This window comes from Streptomyces avermitilis MA-4680 = NBRC 14893, from assembly GCF_000009765.2.
Lineage (GTDB): Bacteria > Actinomycetota > Actinomycetes > Streptomycetales > Streptomycetaceae > Streptomyces > Streptomyces avermitilis.
This window is the reverse complement of record NC_003155.5, coordinates 5,395,056-5,422,053: the sequence shown is the minus strand read 5'-3', so window position 1 is coordinate 5,422,053 and position 26,998 is coordinate 5,395,056. Positions and strand designations below refer to the sequence as shown.

The window sequence follows — 26,998 nt, the reverse complement described above, 5'->3', positions numbered from 1 at the left end:
GCGCGAAGCCACCGGGGGCCGTACCGGGGATGAGTGGTCGAAGAGAAACACCGGACTCACTGGTCACATGAGTCACAGCGTGAGCACATATTCGATCACCCCGCGGGGACTGTCAACCTCGTTGAATACAGGAGGACTTCACGGGCCATCACATTTCGACCACATGGGGAATCATCTGCTCCGTCGAGGGCCGCCGGTACGTTCCTGGCGGCCCTCGACCCTGATCAGTCGGCGACGAGATCGTCCGGGCCCGCGAGGACGAGCTGGGTGAGGGGCGTGCGGTCGCCCGAGTCCAGGGTCACGCGGTAGAGGCCGCTCGCGGGCACCGAGACCCGCGCCGCGAGCTCGTCCTCGTCGGCGTACAGGGCCGCGCGCACCGGGACGGCGGACCCCGTGCCCACCTCCTCGACCGTGCACTCCAGGCCCGCCGGACTGTCCGCACCGTGCACGCGGAGCGTCCAGTCGGCGCCGGGGGTGACGAAGTCCGGCACCGTCAGTCCCATCCCCGCGGCCGCCTGCGTGGGCCCCAGGTGCTCGTCCTCCGCCAGGAACGAGGTGACCGCCTCCATCGCGGCCTCCCCCTTGGCCAGCGTGCCGTGCTGGAGGGCGAACGGGACGGCGCCCCGGGTCAGGGAGGCCGACTCCTTGTGCACCGTTCCGTCACCCGCGACGTCGAAGCGGCGCGGGGTGCCGCCGTCCGTCAGCAACGTGCCGTCACGGTGGTACCGGTAGCAGTGCTCGTAGGCGGTGACGACGCCCTGCCGCAGCGTCAGGGACTGCATCGTCGGCTGGCTGATCCCGACGACGGCACGGTGGCCGGGCAGCGTACGGCCGCGCAGACCCTCGTGGAACGCCTCCGACCGGACGGCGAGATCCTTGTCGCCGCCCAGGTCCGCGACGTCCACCGGGCTGAGCGCCCGGATGTCCGCGCCCTCGGCCACACAGGGGTACGTCGGCAGCAGATCGTGCAGTCCCGGCATGGTCACCGCGAGACTCCTGAGCCTGCCGCGCGGAAGCGGAACCGGCGCGCCCCGGCCGGTGTTGAGGATGACGGCCGCGGCGACCGCACCCTGGAACGGCGTGCCGAGCGTGAGCACCCCACGGGTGTCCCCCGCGAGGTCGCCGTCGGGCCCGGTGCTCAGCGCGGCGAGGGTCAGCAGCCCGCCCATGGAGTGCGCGACGAAGACGAGCCGGCCCTCCCGCTCGTCCACCCGGTGCCTGCGGGCCGCGGTGTGCGCGGGGTGCCGGCGCCACCGCTCCAGGTGCTCGCGCGCGGCCTGCGCGAGGAAGCGGGCGTTCGTGGCCACCGACAGCCGCCAGTCGTACGGGAACTCGAGGACCGCCTCCGGGGCGGCCACGCTCCTGGTGACGGTCCTGACCAGCTCGGTGTACGGCTCCTGGCCCTTGAGGACGGGGGCCCAGCCGGCGGTTCTCAGCAGCCGCGACGGCCGTACCCGGCCCAGCCGCCCCTCCCGTTCGTCGGGGGTGAGGTGCAGCGCGCCCAGTCCGGCGGGCGTCGTCCACGCCTTCAGCAGCAGACCGGGGGACAGGCCCCAGATCACGGCGTCCTTCTCCGTGTCGTACAACTCGCTGCCCATGATGCCGGGCACCACGACGACGGCGTCCTGGGTCGTGTTCGGGGACAGGCCCGGCGGACCACCGGCCCGTTCAACGGCGAGGCGGCCCGCGGGATATGACTGCGACGGCTCGTTCATGACGGGAAGAATAGGGAGCATGCGACGGCGGGCGGGCGGGCTTGTCAGGATCGACGGGACACCGGCGGAGGACGAACGGCGGGCGGCGGGGAACACCAGTACGCAGGCCGGGAACACGGGTTCGCGGACGGGGGCCACGGAGCCGCGGACGGGGGACCCCGGGGCGCGGACGGGGGACGAACCACCCCCGCAGCGCACCCTGTTGACCGTCGCCGTCCGTGAATACCCGGACGGGGACGAGGACTTCACGGCCGGTATTGACGAACAGCTCTCCGTCGTCACCGACTGGTGGTGCGACCCCGAGGCCGACGAGCCGTTCCACCGGGTGGTCCAGCCGGAGCTTCACGAGCGCTACGACGTGGAGAGGTTCCTGCACGAGGCCCGGGTACGCGAGACGGGCGGCCAGGCGTTGGTCCTGTTCGTCACCGGACACGGAAAGCTGGGCGCCTCCGGTACGCACTTCCTGCAACTGCCGAAGACCGAGCTGCGGCGTCAGCTGGCCACGGCCATCCGCACCAGCGAGATCGTCGCCGCCGCCCTCGACTCCCGGGCCGAGCACGTCCTGGTCATCGTCAACACCTGCTACGCGGAGGCCATCGCCGGCGAACTGAGCGAGCTGCACAAGGAGATCCGGCAGAGCAGGCGCGAACAGGGCAGCCTGGACGTCATCGCCACCTGCGCCCAGGACCAGCTGGTCCAGGTGGGGCGCTTCCCGTCCGTGATGCGCCAGGTCCTGCGACGGCTGCGGACCAACGCCCAGATCACCACGCCCTGGCTGAGCGTCGGCGATCTGATGACGGAATTCGAGAGCGAGTTACGGGGCGACACCGAGCGGCGCAGGCACCGGCTGCGGCGCATCATCGACGGCGGCGGCCAGACCGTGCTGACCCCCTGCCTGCCCAATCCCGGCTACCGGCCCAGACGGCAGCTGGTGGGGCCCGCGCGCCGCCAGGTCGCCACGCCCGCCGAGGACATCGACATCTGGCTCGACCGGGCCAGCGGCCGCCCGCAGGAGGCCGACCCCGGCTGGTACTTCAGCGGCCGCGAACGCCTCAACCGCGAACTCGCCGTCTTCCTCACCCGCCCGGAGGGAGTGCTCCTGCTGACCGGAACCGCCGGCAGCGGCAAGTCGGCCGTGCTCGGCCGGGCCGTGACCCTCAGCGATCCGCTGTTCCGCGAGAACGCCGACTACGCCGACGCCGTCAGGTCGGCCTCGCCGCGGACCGTTCCACCCGAGAACTCGGTGTCCGTCGCCGTACTGGCCCGGCACCGCTCCGCCGCGGACGTCCTGCGCGACCTCCTGCTCGGCCTCGGCGTCGCACCGCGCCCCCTGGGGCCCACGGACGATCCCGTCGACCTCTGGGGCACCCAGCTGGACACCCACCTGGCGGAGCCCGGCGAGACGCTCACCCTGGTCGTCGACGGCCTCGACGAGGCGTACGAGCCCTTCCGGATCGTCCGCGACGTGCTGGCCCCGCTGAACGCCCACTGCGCTCCCTCGGCTCCCCTGCCCGGCCAGCGCGGCCCGGCGCGGCAGCCCGCGGAACCCGAAGGGCAGCGGCGCAACCTCCGGCTGCTCATCGGGGTACGCAGCAGCCGGCCCCCCGCGCATCTGGCGGCCCCCCGGGGATCCGCCCCGCGCACCGCCCTCACCCGGCCGCCCGTCACCCAGGAACCCGGCCTGCTCGCCGCGCTGTGCGAGATCTTCCCCACGGCGTCGGTCCTGCGCACGGACGACACCGGCAGCCGGGACGACATCGCCGCCTACGTCGAGGCGCTCATCGGCCCGAAGGACTGCGGGAGCGAGAGCACGCGCCGGGCCGCCGAAGCCGTCGCCGACCGGGTGTGGCCCTCGTTCCTGGACGCCCGGCTGGCGGGCGAGCAGCTGAGGGAGACCACCGATCCGGCGGTCCTGGCCGCCGACCCGCGGTGGCTCGACCTGTTGCAGGCGGGCACCATCGGCCTGCTGCGACGCGACCTGCGGCTGGCGGCCGACGAGGGGCTTCCGGCGGACGTGGCGCTGGCACTGCTGCGGGCCAGCGCCTTCGCGCTGGGCGCCGGCATCCCCTGGTCGAACGTGTGGCCGGCGATGGCGGGCGCCCTCCTCGGGCGGCCGATCGAGGAACCGGACCGGATGATCGACAGCCTGCTGCGCCGGCTCTCCGGATATCTGGCCCACGACCACGAGGACGAGCGGTTCGTGTACCGGCCGGTCCACGAAGCACTGGCCGAGATCCTCCGGGACCCCCGGCAGGACCTGCTGACCGACCTGTCGGGGGACGCCGTATGAGCGACGCCAGGGCCTGGGACTCCCCGGACGACGCGCACCGGCTGATCGCGAAGGCGCTGGCCGAGCTGGTCGCCGAGGATCCGACCATTCCGCCGCATCCCTACCTCAGCCGTCATCTCGCCCAGCACGCCGCCCGGGGCCGCGTGCTCGACGACACCCATGTGCCCCTGGCCATACTTCCCTGGGAGTCGAGCAGGAACGTCCGCATCCTGCTGCGGCAGACGGGCGCCACCCAGCAGCAGGACTGGCTGGAGGCCTGGGCGGGCATCGAGCCGTTCGTCCGCGACGCCGACCCGGACTCCCGTCTGACGAGCCTTCACCTGGCCCACCACACCGCCACCTGCCGCCGTCTCTCGCTCACCGCGCGGCCGGTGTCCGAGCGGCGGCTGGCCGGCTCGCGCATCACCCCCCTGTGGAGCGACTGGACGGCACCGGACAACGTCCTGGCCGTCTCGGACACCCTCGTCGAGTCGCTGGCCCACACCACGACGGCCCCCGGCCGGACCCTGCTGATCAGCGGGGACAGCCACGGCACGATCCGCATGTGGGAGGCGAACGGCACACCGGCCGGAGCTCCGCTGCACACCCACGGCGGCGCCATCCAGCACCTGCTGCCGCTCCAGCACGACCTGCTGGTGTCCGGCGGCACCGACGGGGCCGTACGCGTCTGGCACAGCACCCGCGGGCAGCAGCTCGTCGAGCCCGTACGCCGCCCGCACACCTGGGTCAGCGCCCTCGCCCTGTTCGAACCGGCGGACGGCGCGCGGTTCCTCCTCGTGGCCCACAGCGACGGCCACCTCACCGCCCTGGACCCCGTCACCTTCGAGCCGGCCGACACTCCGCTGCCGGCCCTCGACCCGGCACCGGCGATCCTGACGCCCCTCGCCACGGCCGACGGCACGGCGCTGGTCATCGCTCAGGGGCGGCGGGTCGTCGTCTGGCGGCCGGGGCGGGGCGTCGTCCACATCTCGGAGCACCAGGGCGAGGTGCGGGCCGTCGTGGCCCTGCCGTCCGGGGGCCGGTACGCCGTCTGCGACGACTCGGGGTACCTCGGGTTCTGGGACGTGTCGACGGGCCACGAGACGGTCGCGGCGGGGCCGGCGCACGACGGACCGGTCATCGCCCTCACCACCCTGGCCGTGGACGGGCGGCAAACCGTCGTCTCCGCGGGCCTCGACCACACGCTGCGGGTGTGGGACGCCGACACCGGCCGGCCGGTCGGCGGCGCCCTCGAAGGACACACGGATCCCCCGGTCGCCCTGACCACGCTGCCGGGCGAGGGGCAGGAGCTGGTGGTCTCGGCCGCCGCGGACCACACCCTGCGCCGCTGGAAGCTCGCCGGCCACGGCACCCGCCCCCGGCGTCCCGTGCGCCGGCCGGTGACCGCGGCCGCGCTGCCCGGTCCGACCGTCGTCCCCGCCCTGCTGGCAGCCGTCGCCGACGGGGCGGGGACCGCGCTGTGGAACGTACGCACGGGCCGCCATGTGTCCCTTCCGGCCGGCGAGCCCCCGGTGACGGCCTTCGCCTGGGCCACCGTGCACGGCGACCCGGTCCTGCTCACGGCCCACAGCGACGCCGCCGTGCGGCTCTGGTCCCTGTACGCGGGCAACGCCGTGACCCCGAGCCTGCGCGGCACACTCCTCAACCACAGCCTGCCCGTTCAGGCCATGACCGCCTTCCCGCACGCCGGGGCGACCCTGCTGGCCACCGGCGGCGCCGACGGCTCGGTACGCCTCTGGCACCTCGGCGACCGGCTGGAGCTGGCCCACTGGGACGACCACGCGCTGAGCGTCCGTGACGTCACGCTGCTCGGCACCGGGGAGGACGCGCTGATCGTGTCGGCCGGCTCCGACGGGACCGTACGGCTCTGGGATCCCGGCACCCGGCGGGCGTCAGGGGGGCCGGTCCACTGCGGCCAGCAGGTCGTGCACGCCGTGACGACGGTCGCACCGCATCCGGACGAGGCCGCGCTGATCGCGTCCGGCGGCGAGGACGGCACCGTACGCCTCTGGGATCCCACCACGCGGCAGCCCGTCGGCGACCCGCTCGACGCCCGCGACGGAGCCGTGACCGCGCTCGCGTCCTTCCACACCCCGGCCGGCCGGCCCTGCCTGGCCGCGGCGGGCCCCAGCGGCACCATCCACCTGTGGGACGTCGCCGCCCGGACCCATCTGCTGCGCATCGTGACCGGCAATCCGCTGAGCACCCTGGCCGCCCGGCAGACGGGCGAACCGTTCACGGAGCACCCCGTTCTCCTGGCCGCCGGGACCGCGGGCGTATGCATGTTCGACGTACGCCTGGAGCGATTGAGGTGAGTGTGCGCCGCCCAAATGCCTCGGCGCCCCCCTCTCGCGCCCCCGCCGGCCCGCCGAAGTGGACACCCGCGTCCGCCCACTGCGAAAGAATGATCGCCCGCATGTTCCGGAGGAACATGCGCAGCGTTTCGACCGCCCGGCACTCCGGGCCCCTGACCGTGCGAACCGATCGCACCCACCAGCTCAGCAGCGAGGACGTATGAACCGCGCCCCGTCGGCGGTGACCACCGCCCACTTACCGCTCCACACCGTACGAGGCTCAACGCCCGCACCCGTGATCACATCGGAGGTGAGGGCCTGATGCACTCGTCCGACGAGTCCCCCGTCACCCTCGTCCCCGCGCCGGAGCGCGGCGTGTGGCGCCTGGGCAAGAAGGGCCACCCCGTGGAGTACAACCGGCTGGAACCCGAGACCAGTCAGGGTTCCAGCGCCGGCCGCTTCAGCCTCGCCACCTACGGGATGCTCTACTGCGCCTCCGACCCGGCAGGCTGCTACGCCGAGGCCCTGACCCGCTTCAGAGTCCAGCCGAAGATGCGCAGACTCATCGGGAACCACTGGGACAACCAGTCCGGCAACATGGGGCTCGGCCGGCTGGGCTCGGGCTGGCGGGACGACCACATCCTGATCAGGCTCGTGCCCGCCAAGGACGCGTGGTTCCTCGACGTCGACTCCGAGGCCACCCGCGCGGTCCTCTCGAAGGAACTCCACAACGAGTTCGAGGCGTGGGGTGTGGCGAGCCCCCTCACCGACGACCACATCCACGGACGCGACCGCCGGATCGCCCGCCAGATCGCGGCCTGGACGGTCGCCCAGCGCAACCGGGCCGGCCACCGCCTGGCCCAGGGCATCGCGTACCGCTCCGGATACGGCGGACACCGCTGCTGGGCCGTGCTGAGCGACGTCGACCTCGAAACGGCCGAACAGCGCCCCATCCGGCTGGAGGACACCGCCCTGCGCAAGGTCGCGGCGGAGTTCGGGCTGAAGCTCTTCTGAGCCTCCGTCGGCCCCTCCGGACGCCTCCTGGACGCCTCCCGGACTCCCCCCGGACCCCTCCCGGCTCCTCCTGACCGCTCCGCAACCGCCTCGGACGCGGCGATCGGCGGTACCACCGTCGCCCGATCGGGCGGAGCTCTGTCACACGTCTGCCCGGGATGCGTCACAGAATCGCCGACCCGACACGGAAAAACCCCTGTTCACGCTTCACATCACGCCATTCGGGGGGGATTTGACGGGGGATTCAAGGGGGGAAAACGGTGGAGTGACCAACCCTCCGAGGGGTAGGCTTTCTTCAACACGACTGAGGAGAAGCAATGTTGAGCATTCACCGGTTACCCGTCGGCCCACCGCTGCCGGCCGTCATCACACTCGTTCCCGCCCCACAGATACTGACGCGCCATCAACTCCTCTGGCGCAGCAGCGTGCCCAGCCGTCGCCTCATGGGCATGGAATCCCACGGACCACTCGCAGCGCCGTAGCCCGCGCATCCGTGACCACCCATCACGTACGGCCTGCCCGAAAGCCGTGAGTGCCCGCCCCGACACCGGATCGATGACACGGGGATCGATCGTGTCGGCGAGACGGCCACGGCATCCCTGAAACTCATCTCCTTGAGTCAGGCCCGACGGCAGCGCCGCCCACCACCCTCGGCCGAGGCGCCAGAAGCGCCGGACGGCGACGGGGAAACGAGGAGACCATGGAAACCCTGCGAGAGACCGGAACCGAGTCCACCGCCCACGCCGACACCGTGCAGAAGAACGTCGCCGACATCGCGCGCTTCTTGCAGGAGAACTTCGGCCAGCGGCTGGCCGCGTTCGTCGCAGGCATCGAGGACCCCAAGCAGGTCGGCAAGTGGTGCAGTGGCCAGAACAGCCCGCGCATCGACTCCGAACTGCGACTACGGGCGGCATACCAGGTGTTCCGAATGATCGCGCTCGCCGAGAATCCGCACACGGCACGCGCCTGGATGATCGGCATGAACCCGCAGCTCGAGGACGACTCACCGGTCCAGGCCATCGCCGAGGACCGCCACAAGGACGTCATGGCGGCGGCTCGCTCGTATATCAAGGGCGACCTTTAGCCGAGCGGCGGACTCAGGTCGGCGGGGTGGCTGTGACCAGGTGTTCTCTCAGGTGGTTGCGGGTGCCCCGGTGGCCTGGGCGAGGGCCCCGGCGGACTTGCGGAAGGGATCCACGAGGCGGCTGTGATCGCCGGAGCGGGTCGTCGGCACGACATGACTCGACTCGACGCCGCGCAGGTCGACCGTGGTGTCGTCGGGACGGAGACTGCCCGCGTGGGGGCCGGGACGATGGCTACCGCGCGCCCCCTCCTACCCCATCCGCTCGACCGCTTCCTTCGCCTCCTTCAGGCCCGCGCCCGTGAGTTCGCGGTAGGTCTTGATCGCCTCGACCTTCCTGCCGTCGCGCAGGAGGGCGTCGACCCGCTCCATGCGCGGGTCCACATGGTCGATCCCCAGGTGGTCGAGGATCAGGTCGAGCTTCTTCTCCACGCGGGCGACTCTGCGGTCGGCTCGGCCGATCTTGCTCTCCACTCCGGCGAAACCGGCCAGCACAAGCGCGAAGACGACGAAGAAACCAAGTATTTCCATGGCTGGCGAGACGCTCATCCGCACCGACAGGTTCCCCTACGTGCCGTTACGTGCCGTCGGGGAGGGGGTCACCGTGGTCGGCGAGATACGGACGGATGCCTCCGGGGCCGACCCCGCCGCGGCCGGGCCCCCCGTGGCCGTTTCCGTCGTGGCCGTGTCCACCCCGGCCGGGTCCGGCGTGGCCGAGTCCGCCGGGGAGGCGGTGCCGTCGATGTTCACGGCGTCACCGACGGCCAGCCGCCCGTACAGCCACTTCGCGTCGACGACGCGCAGGCCGATCCAGCCGCGGGTGGTGTCGTAGTTGCCGGGTGCCTTCTCATCGGACGACAGGCCTCCGAGGTACACCGACGTACCGTCGTCCGCCCGCAGTTCGACCATCCAGGGAACCTTGTAGGAGTACGTTCCCTTGAAGCCGATGTCCTCGCCGGACACCAGCTTGACCTCGTACTTGGCCGCGACGGTCAGCCGCCCGGTCGGCGTGTCCCTCCGGGCGGTGCCGGGCGAGACGAACAGCGTGCGGCCGTCGACGCTGAGGATCCGGCTGGCGAGCCGGACGGTCGCGACGGGGGCCTCCTGGGTGCTGGGCGTACTCGTCGGGCGCCCGGCGGGCGACGGCTTCCGCTCGGCCCCCGGACCACCGAGGTTCAGGACCAGCGCCAGCCCCAGCGTCAGCGCGGCCGCCGCGCCGCCCACCGCGGCACTCGTACGACGGCGGCGCCTGCGCGCTCCGGCCCGGCGGCGGATCTCCGCCCCCGGCACGACCGGCAGGGCCTCGCCGGACTCGGCCAGCTCGCGCAGCTCCGTGGTGAGGTCATCGGACACGGTCGTCCTCCCTCTCCCCGTCGCCGGTGGCCAGTTCCCGCGCCAGTGCGGCCCGGCCCCGGGACAACCGGGCCTTGACCGTGCCCACGGGAGCACCGGTTTCGGAGGCTACCTGCTCGACACTCAGGTCGCACAGATGGTGCAGCACCACCGCCATCCGCTGCACCTCGGGCAGTTTGCGCAGCGCCGCCACCAGTTGGGCGCGCTCGGGGCCCGGCCCGGGTGTGTGCTCCGGCGGCGGATTACGGCGCACCAGTTCCAGCCAGCGTCGCGCCCGGCGCCAGCGGCTCACCGCGAGCCGCATCGCCACGGTCCGTATCCACGCCTCGGGCGCCCCGTCCGCGAGGAACTCCCGGCGCCGGTCCCAGGCCCGGACGAACGCCTCCTGCACGACGTCCTGCGCCTCGCCGTGGTCCCCGGTGAAGGCGTAGAGCTGGCCGGTCAGGCGAGGGAACGCGGTGGCGTAGAACGCGTCGAACTCTTCCTCGGTCATGCCCCCCGCCCGGCCCTCCGTCATGCCCCTGCCACGCCCTCCGTCAGGCCCCCGCCACGAGTTTTCCGCATTCCCCTGCAACCCGGCCGACTTCGCCGTGCGTACAGGTCCCGTACGCCGCACATCGAAACACACCGCGGGGGGAACAACGATGACCACCAGAGCCGACAGAAGCAGGACCGGCCGTCTCGCGCCCGCCCCGGGGGCCGCCGCCGTGTGCGCGCTCGGGCTCGCGGGCTGCTCGCCGGGCGCGCAGGCGCAGAGTGCGGACACCCGGGCGGACACGGCCCGGCGGCCGGCCTCCGCGGTCACGCACAAGACCGCCCCCAAGGCTCTGGAGAGGCTGAGCGGCGCGCGCATCAACATCGCCGACGGCCGGACCGTGGGCGTCGGCATGCCGGTATCCGTGACCTTCGACCACCCGGTAGCGGCGGCCGAACGCGCCCGTACCGAACGGCAGTTGACGGTCACCGTCCGGGCCGGCGCGGGCATCACCCGGCACTTCACCGTCGGCCGCTCGCTCGTCGCCACGGTAGACGTGCGCACCCACACCATGAAGGTCGTGAAGGACGGGGCGACCCGCACGGTCCCGATCAGCGCGGGCGCCCCCGGCATGGACACCTGGAACGGCACGATGGTCGTCTCCGACAAGGCGACCAGCGTCTTCATGGACGCGCGGACCGTCGGCTACGGCGACGCGTACGCGGACTACTACTCCTACGCCGTCCACCTCACCGCCTCGGGCACGTACCTCCACCAGAATCCCAAGGCCCATACGTACGCGGGCCGCCAGAACGTCACCCACGGCTGTGTCGGCCTCGCCACGGACGGCACGGCGAAGCGCTTCTACGACGAGGTGATCCCCGGTGACGTGGTGAAGGTCGTCGGTTCCAAGGACACGGTCGCGCCGGGCAACGGCTACGGCGACCGGAACGTGGACTGGGACGACTGGCGGGCAGGCAGCGCACTGACGTGACCCCGCAACCCCCCTCCCCACGCGAGGACTTCGCCGCGTACGCCGCCCACGCCTGGCCGCGTCTGGTCCGCACCGCCCACCTCCTCACCGGCGACCCGCACGAGGCGGCGGACCTGGCGCGGACCGCGCTGGCCGACGCGTACGCACGCCGCCGGCGCATCCCGCGCGACGACGCCGACTTCCACGTACGGCGGACGCTGGTGCGCGCCCATCTGAGGCGCAGACGCCCCGCGCCCGCACCGGCCCCGCTCGCCCGGGCGCTGGCCGCGCTGCCCGCCCGGCAGCGGGTGGTGCTGGTGCTGCGCCACGGGGAGGGCCTGGCCGAGGCGGAGATCGCCGAGACGCTGGGCTGCTCGGTCGGCACGGTCAAGTCGTACGCCCGGCGCGGCCTCGCGGCCCTCAGCGCCCTTCCCCTCTCCGGAGTTCCCCGATGAGCCGTACGGTCCCGCCCCCGCACCACGCCGAGCTGCGCGAGGCGTTCGCCCGCATGGCGGACGACGTCATGCCGTCCCCCGTCCCGCTGGCGGAGATCGAGCGGGAGGGCCGGGCCCGGCGGCGCAGACGCCGTACGACGGCGCTGGTGACCGGCTGTCTGCTGGTGCTCGCCCCGCTCGCCTACGTCTCCTGGCGCCTGACCCCGACCGCGCCCGACGGCGCGACGGCGCCCTCCGCCTCCGTATCGGGCAAGGCCGTGCGGGTGGTCGCGGCCGGCGAGCGCGTACAGCCGCTGCCCGGGGCGGAGTTGTGGCTGGCGAAGGACGGGGAGCACTGGTCGACGCCGGCGGGCTCCGGGGTGTCCCTGCCCGAGGAGAGCCGCGGAGCGGGCGGCCCCGCCGTCACCCTCCGGCTGGAGGAGGTGCACGACCGCTTCCTCCTCTCCGGTACCTACCGGGGCACGGGACAGGCGGCCCGCGCCGAGGTGGAGACACCGTCCGGCACGACGGCGGGCACGCTGCTCACACTGGCGGGCAGTCCCGGCTGGAGCGTCTGGTACGCGATCGCGCCGGAGCCGAAGTCCGCCGGGAAGCGGCTGTTCGCGACGGTACGGGTCACGATGTACGACGCGCGAGGCGCCGTTCTCGCGCGGAGCGGAGACGGATCATGAGCGCCCCCGAGGAGCAGGGCCGACGGCGTCGGATCCCCCGCCGCGTCCGCACCCGTCGCCGCCGGGAGCGCTGGATCCGCCGCGCACTCGCGGCGGTGCTCGCGCTGATCATGCTGCTGTGCGGTGCGGTCGTGGTGGCGTACCTGCTGACGGGCGTCCCCGAGCCGCACCCCGAGACGGTCAGCCAGAGCACGGTCTTCCTGGACGCGGACGGCGAGTACCTGGGCCGGCGCGGCCCGGTGGACCGCCAGGACGTCCCGCTCTCCGAGGTCCCCCGCCATGTCCAGGACGCGGTGATCGCCGCGGAGAACCGCTCCTTTCGCACCGACTCGGGGATCTCACCCAGCGCCGTCGTGCGCGCGGCGGTGTCCACGCTGAGCGGCGGCGCGCGCCAGGGCGGCTCGACGATCACCCAGCAGTATGTGAAGAACGCCCTGCTCAGCCCGGAGCAGTCGCTCTCCCGCAAGGCCCGCGAGGCGCTGATCGCGGTCAAACTGGACCGCACCCGCTCCAAGGACTCGATCCTGGAGGGCTACCTCAACACCGTGTACTTCGGCCGGGGCGCGGCAGGCATCGAGTCGGCGGCGCGCAACTACTTCGGGGTGGACGCCAAGGACCTGACGCTCGCCCAGGGCGCGGCGCTCGCGGCGATCATCAACCTGCCGTCGTACTACGAGCGCGCCGGCGCGGACGCGAAGGTGACGGCGACGCTGGAGAAGCGCTGGTCGTGGGTCCTGGACGGCATGCGGACGTCGGGCACGATCACGGCGAAGGAGCGTCTCGCCGCCGCGTTCCCGGCCTTCCGGTTCTATCCGCCGGGGAACACGGACGGCCAGCGCCAGTATCTGATCGACGCGGCCGCGACGGAGGCCGCCGACCGGCTCGGCATCACCGCGGACCAGCTGGCCCGCGGCGGCTACACGGTCCGCACGACGTTCGACCTGGCGGCGCAGCAGGCGACGGCGGAGCAGGTGCGCGGCGCCCCGGCGGCCCGCAAGGGCACCCGGCTGCACACGGCCGTCGTGGCGCTGGTCCCGGGGGACGGCGCGGTGCGGGTGCTGTACGGGGGCGCGGACTACGCCCGTCAGCCGTTCAACGACGCCGTGAACGGAGCGGTGGAGGCGGGTACGGCCCTCGACCCGTTCAGGGCCGTCCGGTTCACCGGCCCCCTCGCCGCCCTCTCCCGTACGGCCGCGCCGTCCCCGCTCCGGCTGGCCTCCGCGTACGCGGCGACGGTGGCGGGCGGCACCTACGCGAAGCCGTACACGGTCGCGAAGATCACGCGTGGCGGCCGGACGAGCTACACGGCGCGCCCGGACACGCGGCGGGTCGTGGCGTCGGTGCAGGCACAGATGCTGACGAAGTACACCGGCGCCGCCGGCGCCGTGGGCCACTTCTCCGGCGGCGCGGGCTCGGGCCCCGGCGCGCGGACCCTCTGGCAGACCACCTCCGGCGGCCGCCTGAGCGTCACGGTGGCCCTTTTCGCGGAATATCCGGCCGCGGGAAAGCGCCCGGCCCGCCCGGCGCACCTCCCCGACACCGCCCCGTACCTGGCCGCCGGACTCACCGAGAGCGTCTCGTCCAAGACCCTCGAAGTACCCCCCGCCGGGCTCCCGTGAGTACACGAGGTGATAACGGACGGCCGCCGACTCTGGCGTATGTCCGCCGAGGGCCCATACTGGAGTCACGATGACGAAGCCTTCCGCGCCCCGGCGCCACCTGCCTACCAGCCCCTTCGCTGCCCCGGTCGCCCCCGAGGCCAAGCACTTCGGTCTCGGAGACCGGGTGTCGCACGACCAGTTCGGTCTGGGGACGATCGTCGGTGTCGAGGAGGGCATCGCCATGCTCGTCGACTTCGGCTCCAGCCAGGCCCGCATCCTCACCCCCTACACCCGTATGCACAGCCTCTGACCGGCTCCGACCGGCCACGGAACACCCGCGGGCGCCCGAACAACTCGGGCGCCTTCGCGAAGGGCACGTCCACGCGCGCCCTGGCGTGCCCCGACGCCTCTCAGCGTTCTTCACAGGGGTCCGACGGCCGCACAGGCGCCCGACGGCTGCCTGCCCATCAGTGACTTCTCGTCGGCTTGGATCGCGTTGCGGGGGCCGGTGGTGTGCCCGTACCCCGTGGTCCGTGCCCATGGTCGAGGTCGTGACCTTGGTCGTGACGCCGTGCCCGTGGTCGTGACCTCGGTCGCAGTCGTGCGTCGCCCGTGAGCGGGATGTCACAGCGGCGGCTGTGCCGGGGCCGGGCCCAGGGTCGTCGTGCCCGGGGCCGTGCGGTGGCCGAGGCCCGTGCGGTACGCGTCCAGGGCCGCCTCCACCCGTCCCGAGCGCCGCAGCAGGTCGCCCAGCATCCGGCACAGGTCGGCCAGGTCGCCCGCCGCGCCCGCCCGCTCCAGCAGGCTCAGTGCGCGTACGTAGTGCTCCTCCGCCGCCTCCGTGTCGTGGGCGTCCTCCGCGATGATGCCGAGGAGGCGGTGCGCGCCGGCCGAGTGGACCGCGCCCCGCTCGGGGCTGAGGTCGCCGAGCACCTCGTGCAGGAGGGCCGCCGCCTCGTCCGACTTGCCGCGCCGGTGCAGCACGTCCGCCAGCTCCACGGCCGCCTGGCTGCTGTAGAGCGCGGCCCGCTGGGCGGCGAGCATGCTGTGCGCCTGCCGCAGCTCGCCCTCGGCGCGCTCCAGCTCGCCGTTCTGGGCGTGGAGGTAGCCGCGCATCCAGTGGCAGTTGGCCAGCTCCGTACGGATCTGTAGCTGCCGGTAGAGCTCGGCCGCCTTGACCAGGGACGCGTCGGCCTCGGCGGCGCGCCCCTCGGCGAGCATCGTCCGGGCCACCGACCGGTGCATCCGCGCGACCAGCGCCGGGTCGCCGACCTGCGGCGCCAGCGCGAGCGCGAACTCGGCCGCCTGCGCGGCCCGCGCGTGGGCGCCCATGTCCATGTACGGGCCGATGACGCTGGCGTAGAGCAGCAGCAGCGCGTCCGGGTCGTGCAGTCCCGTCCGGTTCAGCTCGTCGAGCGTGGACTCCAGCAGGTAGACGGCGTAGCGGAGTTCGCCCGCCAGGTAGTGGGAGACCGCCCGGCCGCGGATGGCGGGGACGCGCAGCGGCAGCGGGGCGTCGCCCAGGCGCTGCTCCGCCTCCTCGAACCGCCGCCGCCCGGTCACCAGGTCACCGGCCTCCGTCGCGCATTCGCCGAGACCCAGCAGCGCGGCCGCCTCCTCGGCCGCGAGCCCGTGCTCCACGGCCTCGGCGAGCAGCGCCGCGTACTGCTCCGCCGCGGCCTCGGCCTCACCCGTCGCCAGCGTCCGCTGGGCGTCGGTCAGCCGCAGCCGCAGCGCGGTGGCGAGGTGGGCGGGGCGGCCGGTGGCCAGCTCCTCGTAGGCGACGCCGAGCCGGTCGGCGATGTGCCGCAGCGCGGGCTCGGAGGCGCGGACGCGGCCGGCCTCCAGGGTGGAGATGTACGCGGGCGTGTAGGCCGGCTCGGCCAACTGCCGTTGGGTCAGCCCGCGCTCGGCACGCAGCCGCTGCACTCTGCGGCCGATGATCTCCGGCTCGTCGCGGTCCGCCATGGATCAAGCATGCCATTAAGTGGAGTTACACCTGCCCGACTTTGACTTTTATTCCAACTCCCCTTGTCCCCCTTGCCGTTCGGCTCCCACAGCCCCTACGTTAAGCCGCACATTAAACCTGCTTAATGCGCTGCTGATGCGAGGCGAGGTCGCCGTGTTCAGACGAACAGCCGCCCGCTACTCCCGGAGTGCCGCCGCGGCCGTCATCGCCGTGGCCGCGCTCGTGGCGGCCGCGAACGCGGGCCCCGCGCGGGCCGCCACCCCGCCCGCCCACGAGGCGTCGCACTCCCGGCTCGCCCCCACCCCCTGACCTCGCGTACCAGGTTGTCAGTGGCATGACTTAGTCTTCGCTCACCCGTCACACGCGGCTCACAGGTTTCGCATGGAGTGAAGGACGACCTCATGCGGGGGCACGACGACCTGCACACGACGCGCGCGGACGGGCCTCCTTATCTATTTCGTGCCTGGGGGTTCGAAATCATCGTGCGTATCCGCACCCTGCCGACCGCGACGGCGCTCGCGGTCCTCTTCAGCTCGGCCGCGCTCGCGGTCGGATCGGCCGCGCCCGCGCTGGCCGACAGCAGCACGCTCCTCCCGGTCCGCTCGACCGGTGACGTCGTGGTGGACGGGGTCCACCAGCGCGTCTTCATCAGCGACCCGGCCGGCGGCAAGGTCGTCGCGACGGACTACGCGGGCACGGTCCTCGGGACCGTCGACTCGCTGCCCGGCGCGCGCGGCCTCGAACTGTCCGCCGACTCGGGCACGCTCTACGCGGCGGTGCCGGGCGCCGACGCGATCGTCGCCATCGACACCGCGACGGCCACCGAGGCCGAGAGGTACCCGACGGGCGCCGGCACCGGCCCGGAGTACCCGGCCCTCGCGGGCGACAAGCTCTGGTTCGGCTACGGCGGTTCGGGCGAGGGCAACATCGGCTCGCTCGACCTGTCCGGCGCCGACCCCGTGGTCACGCTCAAGCAGGACACCAACCGCACCTGGTACGACGCGCCGATCCTGGGCTCCTCCGCGGGCGCCCCGGGCACACTCGTCGCGGGCGCGCCGGGCCAGAGCCCGGTGGTGCTCGGCGTGTACGACGTCTCGTCGGGCACGGCCACGCTCACCGCGCACGCCTTCGACCCGGGCAACACCGGCGGCGGCAACCTGTCCGACCTCGCGGTCACCCCGGACGGCAAGGACGTCGTCACGGCCAGCGGCGCCCCGTACTACCAGGCCGTGTACAAGATCTCGGACCTGTCGGCGGACGGCAGGTACCAGACGAACACCTACCCGAACGCGGTGGACATCGCCCCGGACGGCACGGTCGCGGCGGGCACCTTCTCCTGGTACGACCCCGACGTCCACGTCTTCAAGCCGGGTGTCTCGACGCCCGTACGGCAGTACGACCTCCCCAACACCGGCACCAGCAGCGGCGCCGACACGCTCGCGGGCTCGGGACTCGCCTGGTCGCCGGACGGCAGCCGCCTGTTCGCGGTGTCGTACAACGACAAGGACGTCTACTCGCTGCGCGTCTTCGACGACCCGACCAAGGCGGCCACCAGCCTGACCATGGTCGCGCCGGTCAAGGCCACCCGCGGCAAGGCCCTGTCCGTCAGCGGCACCCTGACGTCCGCCGAGGCGCTGCCGGCCGGCGCGACGGTGTCCGTCACCCGCACCGACATGGAGTCGCCGAGCGGCAAGCCCGTCGGCACGGCGACGGTCGCGGCCGACGGCTCGTACACGTTCGGCGACACCCCGCCGGCCGGCGGCAAGGTCACCTACACCGCCACGTACGCGGGCGACGCGAGTCACTCGGGCGCCACGGCCACGGGCTCGGTGGAGGTCTCGCGCAGCACGCCCACGCTGACGCTGAACAACGACGGCAAGGTGTACGCGTACGGCAGCGACGTGAAGTTCACGGCGCACCTGGGGACCACCTACAAGAACCGCGCGGTCGAGCTCTGGGCCGACCCGTACGGCTCCGACAAGCCGGGCAAGCTGGTGAAGTCCGGCACGGTCAACGCCGACGGCAACCTGTCCGTCACCCTCGACCTGACCCGTGACACCAAGGTCACGGCCAAGTTCGCGGGCGACGCGCGCTACGCGCCGAAGACGGCGGCCAGCACGGCGGGCGCCAAGGTCAAGGTCTCCACGTCGCTCAGCGGCTTCTACAAGACCAAGTCGGCCTGGGGCCACACGTACTCCTACTTCCACAAGTCCAAGGACCCCGTCGTCAACACCACGATGACGGCGTACCCGAACCGCAAGCAGAAGCTGACGGTCCAGGCGTACTACAACGGCGCCTGGCACGAGACGGCGTCGGAGTACTTCGCGCTGAGCGCCTCGGGCAAGTCCTCGGTCACCCTGGAGGGCACCCCGTCGACGGGCATCCGCTTCCGGCTCCGGTCCGCGTACATCAACAACTCGTCGGGCGACAACGTGAACTCGACGACGTACGGCAGCTGGAAGTACCTCATCTTCACCAGCTGAGTCACACCCGCTGAATCACGTCGGGTCACACCCGCTGATTCAGCCCTGCGTCTGGAGCTGCCGCAGATGCTGCTGGACATGGTCCAGGGCGCCCTCGCGGCGGCCCGGTACGCGCAGCCGCAGGTCGGCCAGCGCGGGCCCGAGTTCACGGGCCCGCGCCGGGTCGTCGATCCGGCCCCACTGGTGGTGTGCCCGGTCGACGGCCGCCTCGACGGCGGGGTCCGCGGGGGCCTGTCCGGCGGCCAGCCGGGTGCCGGCGACGGTCAGCCAGGCGCGGCAGCTGCGGGCCGCGTCGCCCGCGAACATCGCGAGATCCGCGCGTACTTCCCGCCAGTGCAGTGCCTCTTCGGAGGCGGCGCCGTGCGTGCTCGCGGCCGTCTGCTCCCACTGCGCGGCGAGCGCGTCGGCCTCACCGTGCCGCCCGGCCCGCACGGCGGCGGCGATCGTGGCGTGGACGTCCGCCGCGGCCGGCCCGTCCGGAGTGCGCGGGCGAGGCTGTTCGGGCGGGTACGCGGGCCCGGGGACGAAGCCGCCGGGAAGGGCCGCGCCCCCGCCGGGTGGCGTCAGCACGATGTCCGCGTGACCACCCTCGTGGGCGACGCGGCCCAGCGCCTGCTCGTGCAGGACCCCCGGCTCGGGACGGTGACCGCTGCGCAGGATCGTCGCGACCGCCTTCATGTACGCCGGCGGCGCCACCGTGCGGCGCGGCGGGGGCGGGGCGACGCGTCCGTAGAGCGCGGCGGCCCGGCCCGCGTCGAGCGGACCGGTGCGCAGGTGCTGCCAGGTCTCCGCGTCCGCGTGCAGGTCCACGAACAGCGTCGTCGTGCCCGGCGGGCGCAGTCGCAGTTCCTCGCGGATCCAGTGCCAGGGGAAACCCGTGTAGCGGACCGTGGACGGCGTCGTACGGGCCAGGGCCAGATGCGGCAGATGCTGGCGGCGGTCGAGCTGGAGCTGACCGGCGAGGAAGACGGTGAGCGGGCCGGGGGCGGTCGCCGCGGCGCGCAGCCGGGTGAGGACCGCCTGTGGCTCCAGCGGGTCCGCCAGCTCCACCACGTTCGCCGTGTCCGTGCCGGACAGGACCGACGGGGCGACGGCCGCGAGCACCGGGAGCACGGAGGCCGCGTCCACCAGGCACCCCTTGCCCGCCGGCGAGGCCGCGAGCAGCAGCACGGTTCCGGGCATCGTTCCTCCCCATCGATCACGTACGTCTGCACGGTAACCGCTGCGCCTGCGAAGGGGCGACGGAGAGCGAGCAAACGCCCGGCTATGGCTGGGGTTGTGCCCGCGCCGTCGGGAGTGTCACCTCGAAGCGGCAGCCGCCGGGGATGTTGCGTACGGCGGCCTGCCCCTGGTGGGCCTCCACGATGCCGCGGACGATGGCGAGCCCGAGCCCGGCCCCCGCGGGGGGTGTACGCGCGTGGGTGCCGCGCCAGCCGGTGTCGAAGACGCGCGGCAGGTCCTCCTCGGGGATGCCGCCGCAGCCGTCGGTGACGGACAGGACGACACCGCCCGGCGAGCGCTCGGCGGCGATCGCGACCGTGCCGTCGGCGGGTGTCCGGCGGATCGCGTTGATCAGCAGGTTCCCCAGGACCCGGCTCATCTCCTTGCCGTCCACCTCGACCGGTACGGGTTCGACGCGGTCGCCGACCAGGCGTACGCCGAGTTCGCGGGCGAGCGGGTCGGCCCCCGCGAGGGCGTCGCCGACGAGGTCGTACAGGGAGATGCGGGAGGGGGAGAGGGCGAGGGTGCCGGCGTGGATGCGGGAGAGCTCGAAGAGGTCGCCCACCATGTCGTTGAGGCGCTCGACCTCCGTGCGGATCTGGCGGAGGTAGCGGTCGGGGTCGGCGGCCACCCCGTCCTCCAGCGCCTCCGACATCGCGCGCAGGCCCGCGAGCGGGGTGCGCAGGTCGTGGGAGATCCAGGCGACGAGTTCGCGCCGGGAGGACTCCAGGGCGCGCTCGCGGTCGCGGGACTCGGCGAGCCTCGCGCTGGTGGCCGCCAGCTCGCGGGCGAGGGCGTCGAGTTCGGCGGTCGCCGGGCCGTCGGGGGCGGCGAAGTCGCCGCCGTCGCCGAACGAGCGGGCGGCGAGCGCGAGTTCACGGCTGCGGGCGACGACCCAGCGGCCGAGGAGCAGGGCGGTGGCGAGGGAGACGACGGCGGCCATCGCGACGACGGTCGTGACGACGGTCAGGTCGTGCGCCGAGAGGAACATCGCCCACGCCACGGCCAGCGTCCCGGCGAGCATCGCGGTCACGGCGACGGCGGAGACCACGGCGAGGGACACGGTGAGCGACCGCCGCCGGATCAGCACGAGCACCCCCGCCCCGCACAGCCCGGCCGCCGCGGCGCCGAGGAAGGCGAAAAGGGCGATCAGCAGCATGTCGTGCATGGTCAGACCGCCTCCTGGCGGGGCGTGGTGCCGAAGCGGTATCCGACGCCCCACACCGTCTGGATCAGACGGGGTCTCGCCGGGTCGTCCTCGACCTTGCCCCGGAGCCGGCGTACGTGGACGGTGACCGTCGACAGGTCGCCGAAGTCCCAGCCCCACACCTCGCGCATCAGGTCCTCGCGGCTGAACGCCCGGCCGGGATGGCGGAGAAAGAAGGCGAGGAGGTCGAACTCACGGATGGTCAGGGCGAGTTCCTCGCCGTCCTTGGTGGCGCGGCGGGCCGCGGGGTCGAGGGCGAGACCGGACGCGTGCAGGGGGCGCGGGGCGGTGACGGGCCGGGTGCGGCGCAGGACGGACTCCACCCGCAGGACCAGCTCCCGCGGGCTGAAGGGCTTGGTGACGTAGTCGTCGGCGCCCACCTCGAGCCCGAGGATGCGGTCGTCCTCGTCGCCGCGGGCGGTGAGCATGATGACCGGCACGGGCCCGCGGCCGCGCATCCGCCGGCACACCTCCAGGCCGTCCATCCCGGGCAGCATCAGGTCCAGCACCACCAGGTCGGGCCAGTGCGCCGCGGCGCGGGCGAGCGCGGTGGGGCCGTCCTCGGCCCGGTCCACGACGTACCCGGCGCGGTCGAGGTAGCCGGAGACGACCTCGGCGACGGTGGGGTCGTCGTCGACGACGAGCACGCGGGCTCCGGCTCCGGCGCCCCGCTCCACCGCCTCGGCCCCCCGGAATTCGTACGGCTGCTGCATACGTCCAGCGTCGCACCGGGTCCGGGGCGGTGCGGTCCGCGCGGCCCGACGTCCGCGTTTCGTAAGGACTGCGCTTCAGGGGGCGCCGGGCGGAACGGACGTGAAGGGGCTGCGTGCGGAACGTTCCTCGCGGCGGTGCCGGCGTACCGCGAAGATCGTCGTGTCGTCGTCGAGGCGGCCGCCGCAGTGGCGCAGCGTGCCGTCACGGACGTAGCGCACCAGGCGCGCGGGCTCGGCGACGCGCCGGTCGGCGGCGACCGCGCCGGCCACCCGTTCCCGCAGCGGGTAGAACTCCCCGGCCGCGTCGCGCGCCTCCGTCACCCCGTCCGTGACCAGCAGCAGCGTCTCACCGGGAGTGAGCGGCACCCGGAGCGTGGGCGGTGTCGCCCCGTGGGCCAGCTCGCCGAAGCCCGCGGGGAGGCCTTCGCCGGCCGGCAGGGACCGTACCCCTTCGGGGGTGACCACCAACGGCGGCTCGTGCCCGAAGTTGACGACCTCCACGTACGAGGGGTCCGTCTCCGGGAAGCCGACCAGCACCACCGTGGCGAAACGGTCGGCGTCGGCGTCATTGTCCCGGCCGACCGCCGCGCAGTACCGGACGTGCCGCGCCATCCGTACCTCCAGGTGGGCGGCGACCGTGCCGAGGTCGGGCTCGTGGTACGCCGACTCGCGGAAGGTGCCGAGGAGTGCCGCCGCCGCGGCCACCGCGCCGAGCCCCTTGCCCTGGACGTCGCCGAGGAGGAGCCGCGTGCCCTGCGGGCCGGGCTGGATGTCGTAGAAGTCGCCGCCGACGCGGGCCTCGCTGTCGGCGGCGAGATAGACGGCGGCGTGTTCGAGGTCGCCCCAGCCGGGCGGCAGCGGGCGCAGCACGGTGCTGCGGGTGGTCTCGGCGATGTCCCGCATGTGCAGCATCCGCTGCTCGCCGCGGACGCGCACCACGCAGGCGAGGACGGCCAGCGCCCCGCCCGCGACGACGAGGATGAAGTCGGGCAGTCCGGTCTGGTACTGGTGCGGCCAGGAGTTGTCCTCGAGCACGAACGTGCCGAGCGCGAGCGCGGCGATCACCAGCGTGCCCCACACGCCGCAGATCGCGGCGGCGATACCGGGCACGAGCACGACCCAGGAGATGACCCGGAACTCGCCCGTGGTGTTCCAGTCGAACGCGGCGATCGCGGCGAGCAGGGCCACCGGTGGGATCCAGGCGACGCTGCGGCCGCGCACGCGCAGCAGCTTCTGCCGCTGAACGGCGTCCGGCCCCCCGGCGCCGGGGGGCCGCGGATCGAGCGAAGAACGCCGGGCACGGCGCTGCTGACCTGCGCCGGACCGCCTGTTCATGGGGCCCAGCGAAACACGGGCCGGTCCGTGCCGCATCCCGACTTGCCAGCCGTCACCGCGGGGTGTGCCCTGGAGTGCGGGGGCGAGGAGAGAGGAGTGCTCCCATGGCTCATGCGGCACCCGCGTCAGGGACACCACGCACACCCCTGTCGGGGACACCACGCACAGCCATCTCCGGGGCACCGGGCACGCCCGACATCTTCGACGAGCGCGTCCACGCGACCGCGAGATGGGCGGTGCCCGTCGTGCTCGGGCTCGTCTACGGCTTCTGGGCCGCGGCCATCAACCGCGACACCGGACCGATCACGGGCTGGAACATCCTGTTCGGCTTCGTGTGCGCCTTCGTGTTCGCGGCGGCCTGGATGGGCGTGGCGAAGACGGCCTCGCATCTGCGGCGCGAAGTGCACGCGCTGCTGTGGACGGCGTTCGCGGGCTGCGCGTTCGGTTTCATCTACAGCCAGACCGGCGCGTCCGTCCTGCGGTCCGTGTTCATGTCGCTGGCGGTCGCGGCGGGCGTGTTCGCGGTGGCGTTCTACCGCTTCTACACGCACGAGGACGCGCAGGGCCACCGGGTGAACGCGCAGGGCCGCCCGGTGAGCACCCCGGTGAGCACGGAGGGCCACCCGGCGACGTGACGGCCCGGACCCGGCGCGGACCCGACGACGCGAACCCGGCGCGTGCCGGACGACGGCCCGGACCCGACGGCGCGAACCCGGCCCCGAACCCGACGGCCCGGACCTGGCGCGCGGGGCCCCGGCACGACTGTGCCGGAGCCCCGCGTGTCTCCCTCACTCACCCACCACCCGGGACCAGGTCCCGGGAGCTGATCGCCCTCCGTTCCCCACCTCCAGGAAACACCCGTTCGGGTGAGCCCTCCACCGGAGCCCGGAATCGACGGGGCCGCGGGCACCTGCGGACCCCGGTGGCGTCCTGCCACCCCGGCCTGCCCCCCGTTCGGCTTGTCATACGCACCCATTTGCAGTCGAACCGGTCGCCGCGACGGGCCGCGCGGGCTTCGCTGGAAGGGTGTCTCTACGCGTACGGAGCGCCCTGTCGGCCGTGTTCATCGGCCTCGCCTGCCTGCTCGCGCCGCTCGGCGCGCTCGCGGCCTGGGCGACGTACGGCATCGAGGACAGCGCCCGGTACGAGGCGACGACCGCGCCGCTCGCCGCCGACGCCGAGGTGCGGGAGGCGGTCGCCGCGGCCGTCACCGACGGCATCATGCGGGAGGTGCACGTGGGTTCGCCGCTCCAGGAGCCGGTGCGCTCCTTCGTGCACGACGCGGTGCGCTCGTTCACCGGCACCGAGGCCTTCCGCACCGCCTGGGGAACCGCCAACCTCGCCGCGTACGACGCCGTGATGCGCGCCCTGCGCAGCGACGGCGACCGCCCGGTCACCATCGACCTCGCGCCCGCCACGGAGCGGATGAAGCGTCAGCTCGTCGAGGACCAGGTGCCGTTCGCGGACCGCATCCCGGTCGAACACACCGAGATCACCCTGCTCGGGACCCGGGACCTGGCCACGCTCCGGAAGGGGTTCCACGTGCTCGAGATCGCCGGATTCTGGCTGCCTGTCGCCACGGTCGTGTTCGCCCTCACGGGCATCCTCGCGGCGGTGTGCCGGCGCCGCGCGGTGCTGGCGACCGGCCTGGGTACGGCCCTCGGCGCAGCGTCGCTCGCCGGCGCGGTCGCCGTGGGCCGCCGGCTGACCCTCGCGGATCTGCCGCCCGGCGCCTCCCGCCCGGCCGCGGGCGCGATCTACGACGCCCTGACCGAGACGCTGCGCACGGTCTGCTGGCTGCTGCTGGCCCTCGGCCTGACGGTCGCCCTGGCCGCCTGGCTCACGGGCGTGTACACGCGACGCCGGCGAGCGTCCGCAGCGCCCGCGCCAGTTCGGGCGGCGGAACCGACGCGAGCCCGAGCCTGACGGCGTCCGCCGCACCCTGGCCGGCCCCGAAGGCGGGCCCCGGTGTCACCGCGATCCCCCGCCGTGCCGCCGCCGCCGCGAACGTGTCCGCCCGCCACGGCTCGGGCAGCTCCCACCAGGCGTAGTACGCCCGCGGATCGGCCCGAACGGTGAACCCGGCAAGGTGCTCGCCGACCAGCCGCTGCCGCTCGGCCGCGTCCGCCCGCTTCGCGGCGACCAGCCGGGCGACCGTCCCGTCCCCGCTCCACCGCACCGCCGCCTCCAGCGCGAACCGCCCCGCCGTCCACCCGCCCGACCGCAGCGCCCCGGCGGCCGCGGCCTCGTCCCGCCCCGCCCCCTCCTCCGGCCCTTCCGGGTCCTCCGGCACCACGAGGAACCCGACCGTGAGCCCCGGCGCGACCCGCTTGGACAGTCCGTCGACGACGTACGTGCGCTCGGGGGCGTACGCGGCCAGCGGGTCGCCGTCCTCCTGGAGGAACGACCAGATGCGGTCCTCGACGACCGGCAGCCCCAAGTCCCTCACGGTGTCGGCCAGTTCGCGCAGCCGGTCCGCCCGCATGGTCACCGATGTCGGATTGTGGAGCGTCGGCTGGACGTACACGGCCGCGAGCGGCGCCGAACGGTGGGCGGCGGCCAGCGCGTCGGGCACAAAGGCCCTGCTCGTCCATGGGCAGCGGGACCGGCTCGACGCCCAGCCGCGCCGTGATCTCCCGGACCAGCGGATACGTGAGCGACTCGACGCCGAGTCGGCCGCCCGGCGGAACCAGCGACGCGAGGGCGCCCGCGATGGCCTGGCGGGCGTTGCCCGCGAACAGCAGCCGGTCCGGGGCCGGTCGCCAGCCCTCCGTGGCGAGGAGTCCGGCCGCGGCCTCGCGGGCGGCCCGGGTGCCCGCGGCGGACGCCGTGCGGGTCGCCTCGGCGAGGACGTCGGGGCGCAGCAGCGGGGCGAGACCGGCCGCCAGCAGCTCCGACTGACCGGGCGCGGAAGGGTAGTTGAGCTCCAGGTTGACCGGCGCGGTGGTCGCCGGCTCGGCGAGCGCACGGCCCGAGGGCAGCGGGGACGCCCGTACGAACGTGCCGCGTCCGACCTCCCCCACGACCAGGCCACGGCGTACGAGTTCGCCGTACACGCGTCCGGCGGTCGACCCGGCGATGCCGCGGCGGCGCGCGAACACCCGCTGCGGGGGCAGCCGCCTGCCGGGCTCGAGCCGTCCGGACGCGATGTCCGCGGCGATCCGGTCGGCGATCCGCCGGTAGTCCTCCGCCATGCCGGGTCCCCCTTCGCCGGATTGCACCGAGGGCAAAGATCTTATTGCACCGAGGAGTTGGGCGAGCCTAGGGTCATGGCCATGGCACCCTTCCTCGCATACGAGGACAAAGGCACCCAGCGTGACACCTCGCTGCCGCTTGTCCTGGTCCACGGCCACCCCTTCGACCGCACGATGTGGGCCCCCCAGCTCGCCGCGTTCGCGCCGTCCCGTCGCGTGATCGCCCCGGACCTGCGCGGCTACGGCGCGTCCCCGGTCGTCCCCGGCATCACCCCGCTCTCCGTCTTCGCCGAGGACATCGCCGCCCTGCTGGACGAGCTGAAGGCGGACCGCTTCGTCCTGGCCGGTCTGTCGATGGGCGGCCAGATCGCCATGGAGTGCTACCGGCTCTTCCCGGAGCGGATCGCGGGGCTGGTCCTCGCGGACACCTTCCCGACCGCGGAGACCGAGGCCGGGAAGCGGGCCCGGGGCGCCATGGCGGACCGGCTGCTGCGCGAGGGGATGCGGGGGTACGCGGACGAGGTGCTGCACCGGATGGTCGCGCCGTACGCGGACGCCGACGTCCAGGCGCACGTCCACCGGATGATGACGGGCACGGACCCCGAGGGCGCCGCGGCGGCCCTGCGGGGGCGGGCCCAGCGCCCGGACTACCGCGACCTGCTCACCCGTGTCTCCGTCCCGGCCCTGGTCGTGGTGGGCGCCGACGACACGTTCACGCCGGTCGCGGACGCGGCGGCGATGCACGCGGCGCTCCCGGGCGCCACGCTCCGGGTGATCGACGGCGCGGCACACCTGCCGAACCTGGAGCGCCCGGAGGAGTTCAACGCGGCCCTGGGGGAGTTCCTCTTCAGCCTGTCCGGCGTGTGAGGACGAGGCCGTCCTGGCCGAAGGCGGGGGGGGTCCGGGGGCGGCAGCCCCCAGGGACGGGAGGGGACGGGTAGGGGCGGCGGGGGC

The 26,998-nt window shown here is 73.6% G+C and carries 23 protein-coding genes and 1 pseudogene; 14 read left to right on the top strand and 10 right to left on the bottom strand.

What is annotated here, in order from left to right; genetic code table 11:
• Window positions 1–224: 224 nt before the first annotated feature.
• Complete coding sequence (locus tag SAVERM_RS22900; protein ID WP_107083099.1) at window positions 225–1,715, bottom strand: lipase/acyltransferase domain-containing protein; 1,491 nt, start codon at window positions 1,713–1,715, stop codon at window positions 225–227.
• 19 nt (window positions 1,716–1,734) lie between these two features.
• On the opposite strand from SAVERM_RS22900, the gene SAVERM_RS38895 reads away from it, so the two are divergent.
• From SAVERM_RS38895 to SAVERM_RS22885, 4 genes are all read left to right on the top strand, one after another.
• Complete coding sequence (locus tag SAVERM_RS38895; protein WP_010985858.1) at window positions 1,735–4,005, top strand: ATP-binding protein; 2,271 nt, start codon at window positions 1,735–1,737, stop codon at window positions 4,003–4,005.
• A complete protein-coding gene (locus SAVERM_RS22895; protein WP_010985857.1) occupies window positions 4,002–6,320 on the top strand; it encodes a WD40 repeat domain-containing protein in 2,319 nt (772 codons plus the stop codon). Before SAVERM_RS38895 ends, SAVERM_RS22895 begins: the two co-directional genes overlap by 4 nt.
• A gap of 300 nt (window positions 6,321–6,620) precedes the next feature.
• Window positions 6,621–7,313, top strand: a complete 693-nt coding sequence (locus SAVERM_RS22890) for an RES domain-containing protein (protein WP_010985856.1) — start codon at window positions 6,621–6,623, stop codon at window positions 7,311–7,313.
• A 700-nt stretch (window positions 7,314–8,013) separates the two neighbouring features.
• Window positions 8,014–8,397 carry a hypothetical protein gene (locus SAVERM_RS22885; RefSeq protein WP_010985855.1) on the top strand — a complete coding sequence of 128 codons (384 nt, stop codon included), beginning with the start codon at window positions 8,014–8,016 and terminating at the stop codon, window positions 8,395–8,397.
• 249 nt (window positions 8,398–8,646) lie between these two features.
• Here the strand turns inward: SAVERM_RS22885 and SAVERM_RS22880 are convergent, their stop codons facing one another.
• Genes SAVERM_RS22880 through SAVERM_RS22870 form a run of 3 tightly spaced genes read right to left on the bottom strand, consistent with a single transcriptional unit; the run spans window position 8,647 to window position 10,240 of the window.
• On the bottom strand, window positions 8,647–8,925 hold the full coding sequence (locus SAVERM_RS22880; protein WP_037647783.1) for a ribosomal protein L7/L12: 279 nt from the start codon (window positions 8,923–8,925) through the stop codon (window positions 8,647–8,649).
• A 36-nt stretch (window positions 8,926–8,961) separates the two neighbouring features.
• Entirely contained in the window at window positions 8,962–9,747 is a 786-nt protein-coding gene (locus tag SAVERM_RS42775) for a L,D-transpeptidase (protein ID WP_048894374.1), read from the bottom strand.
• Window positions 9,737–10,240, bottom strand: coding sequence for a SigE family RNA polymerase sigma factor (locus SAVERM_RS22870; RefSeq protein WP_037647843.1), 504 nt, complete (start codon window positions 10,238–10,240; stop codon window positions 9,737–9,739). The genes SAVERM_RS42775 and SAVERM_RS22870 overlap by 11 nt, the downstream gene beginning before the upstream one ends.
• 151 nt (window positions 10,241–10,391) lie before the next feature.
• Here SAVERM_RS22870 and SAVERM_RS22865 point away from each other — a divergent pair, with 151 nt between their 5' ends.
• From SAVERM_RS22865 to SAVERM_RS22845, 5 genes are all read left to right on the top strand, one after another.
• Window positions 10,392–11,216: a L,D-transpeptidase gene (locus SAVERM_RS22865; RefSeq protein ID WP_063774016.1), complete on the top strand. Its 825-nt coding sequence runs from the start codon at window positions 10,392–10,394 to the stop codon at window positions 11,214–11,216.
• On the top strand, window positions 11,213–11,650 hold the full coding sequence (locus SAVERM_RS22860) for a sigma factor-like helix-turn-helix DNA-binding protein (protein WP_010985850.1): 438 nt from the start codon (window positions 11,213–11,215) through the stop codon (window positions 11,648–11,650). The genes SAVERM_RS22865 and SAVERM_RS22860 overlap by 4 nt, the downstream gene beginning before the upstream one ends.
• Window positions 11,647–12,321 (top strand): hypothetical protein, encoded by a 675-nt coding sequence (locus tag SAVERM_RS22855; protein ID WP_010985849.1) that lies wholly within the window; start codon window positions 11,647–11,649, stop codon window positions 12,319–12,321. The genes SAVERM_RS22860 and SAVERM_RS22855 overlap by 4 nt, the downstream gene beginning before the upstream one ends.
• Window positions 12,318–13,940: a transglycosylase domain-containing protein gene (locus SAVERM_RS22850; RefSeq protein WP_010985848.1), complete on the top strand. Its 1,623-nt coding sequence runs from the start codon at window positions 12,318–12,320 to the stop codon at window positions 13,938–13,940. The genes SAVERM_RS22855 and SAVERM_RS22850 overlap by 4 nt, the downstream gene beginning before the upstream one ends.
• A gap of 70 nt (window positions 13,941–14,010) precedes the next feature.
• Window positions 14,011–14,232 (top strand): hypothetical protein, encoded by a 222-nt coding sequence (locus SAVERM_RS22845; protein ID WP_010985847.1) that lies wholly within the window; start codon window positions 14,011–14,013, stop codon window positions 14,230–14,232.
• Between the two features lie 314 nt (window positions 14,233–14,546).
• Here SAVERM_RS22845 and SAVERM_RS22840 read toward each other — a convergent pair whose 3' ends face one another.
• Window positions 14,547–15,890, bottom strand: coding sequence for a helix-turn-helix domain-containing protein (locus tag SAVERM_RS22840; RefSeq protein ID WP_010985846.1), 1,344 nt, complete (start codon window positions 15,888–15,890; stop codon window positions 14,547–14,549).
• Window positions 15,891–16,044: 154 nt separating this feature from the next.
• Between SAVERM_RS22840 and SAVERM_RS43100 the strand changes: the two genes are divergently transcribed.
• Together SAVERM_RS43100 and SAVERM_RS22835 are read left to right on the top strand one after the other, a co-directional pair.
• A complete protein-coding gene (locus SAVERM_RS43100) occupies window positions 16,045–16,200 on the top strand; it encodes a hypothetical protein (RefSeq protein ID WP_010985845.1) in 156 nt (51 codons plus the stop codon).
• A 173-nt stretch (window positions 16,201–16,373) separates the two neighbouring features.
• Window positions 16,374–18,374: an Ig-like domain-containing protein gene (locus SAVERM_RS22835; protein ID WP_037647840.1), complete on the top strand. Its 2,001-nt coding sequence runs from the start codon at window positions 16,374–16,376 to the stop codon at window positions 18,372–18,374.
• Window positions 18,375–18,413: 39 nt separating this feature from the next.
• On the opposite strand, the gene SAVERM_RS22830 is transcribed toward SAVERM_RS22835, so the two are convergent.
• From SAVERM_RS22830 to SAVERM_RS22815, 4 genes are all read right to left on the bottom strand, one after another.
• Window positions 18,414–19,556 (bottom strand): hypothetical protein, encoded by a 1,143-nt coding sequence (locus tag SAVERM_RS22830; protein ID WP_010985843.1) that lies wholly within the window; start codon window positions 19,554–19,556, stop codon window positions 18,414–18,416.
• 82 nt (window positions 19,557–19,638) lie between these two features.
• A complete protein-coding gene (locus tag SAVERM_RS22825; RefSeq protein WP_010985842.1) occupies window positions 19,639–20,763 on the bottom strand; it encodes a sensor histidine kinase in 1,125 nt (374 codons plus the stop codon).
• 2 nt (window positions 20,764–20,765) lie between these two features.
• Entirely contained in the window at window positions 20,766–21,515 is a 750-nt protein-coding gene (locus SAVERM_RS22820) for a response regulator transcription factor (RefSeq protein WP_010985841.1), read from the bottom strand.
• 75 nt (window positions 21,516–21,590) lie between these two features.
• Entirely contained in the window at window positions 21,591–22,850 is a 1,260-nt protein-coding gene (locus tag SAVERM_RS22815) for a PP2C family protein-serine/threonine phosphatase (RefSeq protein ID WP_010985840.1), read from the bottom strand.
• Window positions 22,851–22,954: 104 nt separating this feature from the next.
• Here SAVERM_RS22815 and SAVERM_RS22810 point away from each other — a divergent pair, with 104 nt between their 5' ends.
• On the top strand, window positions 22,955–23,485 hold the full coding sequence (locus tag SAVERM_RS22810; protein ID WP_237528872.1) for a hypothetical protein: 531 nt from the start codon (window positions 22,955–22,957) through the stop codon (window positions 23,483–23,485).
• Window positions 23,486–23,876: 391 nt separating this feature from the next.
• Window positions 23,877–24,776, top strand: a complete 900-nt coding sequence (locus SAVERM_RS22805) for a hypothetical protein (protein ID WP_010985838.1) — start codon at window positions 23,877–23,879, stop codon at window positions 24,774–24,776.
• Here SAVERM_RS22805 and SAVERM_RS22800 read toward each other — a convergent pair.
• Window positions 24,691–26,044: pseudogene (locus SAVERM_RS22800) on the bottom strand (aminotransferase-like domain-containing protein). The gene SAVERM_RS22805 and the pseudogene SAVERM_RS22800 overlap by 86 nt on opposite strands.
• An 81-nt stretch (window positions 26,045–26,125) precedes the next feature.
• On the opposite strand from SAVERM_RS22800, the gene SAVERM_RS22795 reads away from it, so the two are divergent.
• A complete protein-coding gene (locus SAVERM_RS22795; protein WP_010985835.1) occupies window positions 26,126–26,911 on the top strand; it encodes an alpha/beta fold hydrolase in 786 nt (261 codons plus the stop codon).
• The last annotated feature ends 87 nt before the right edge of the window (window positions 26,912–26,998 follow it).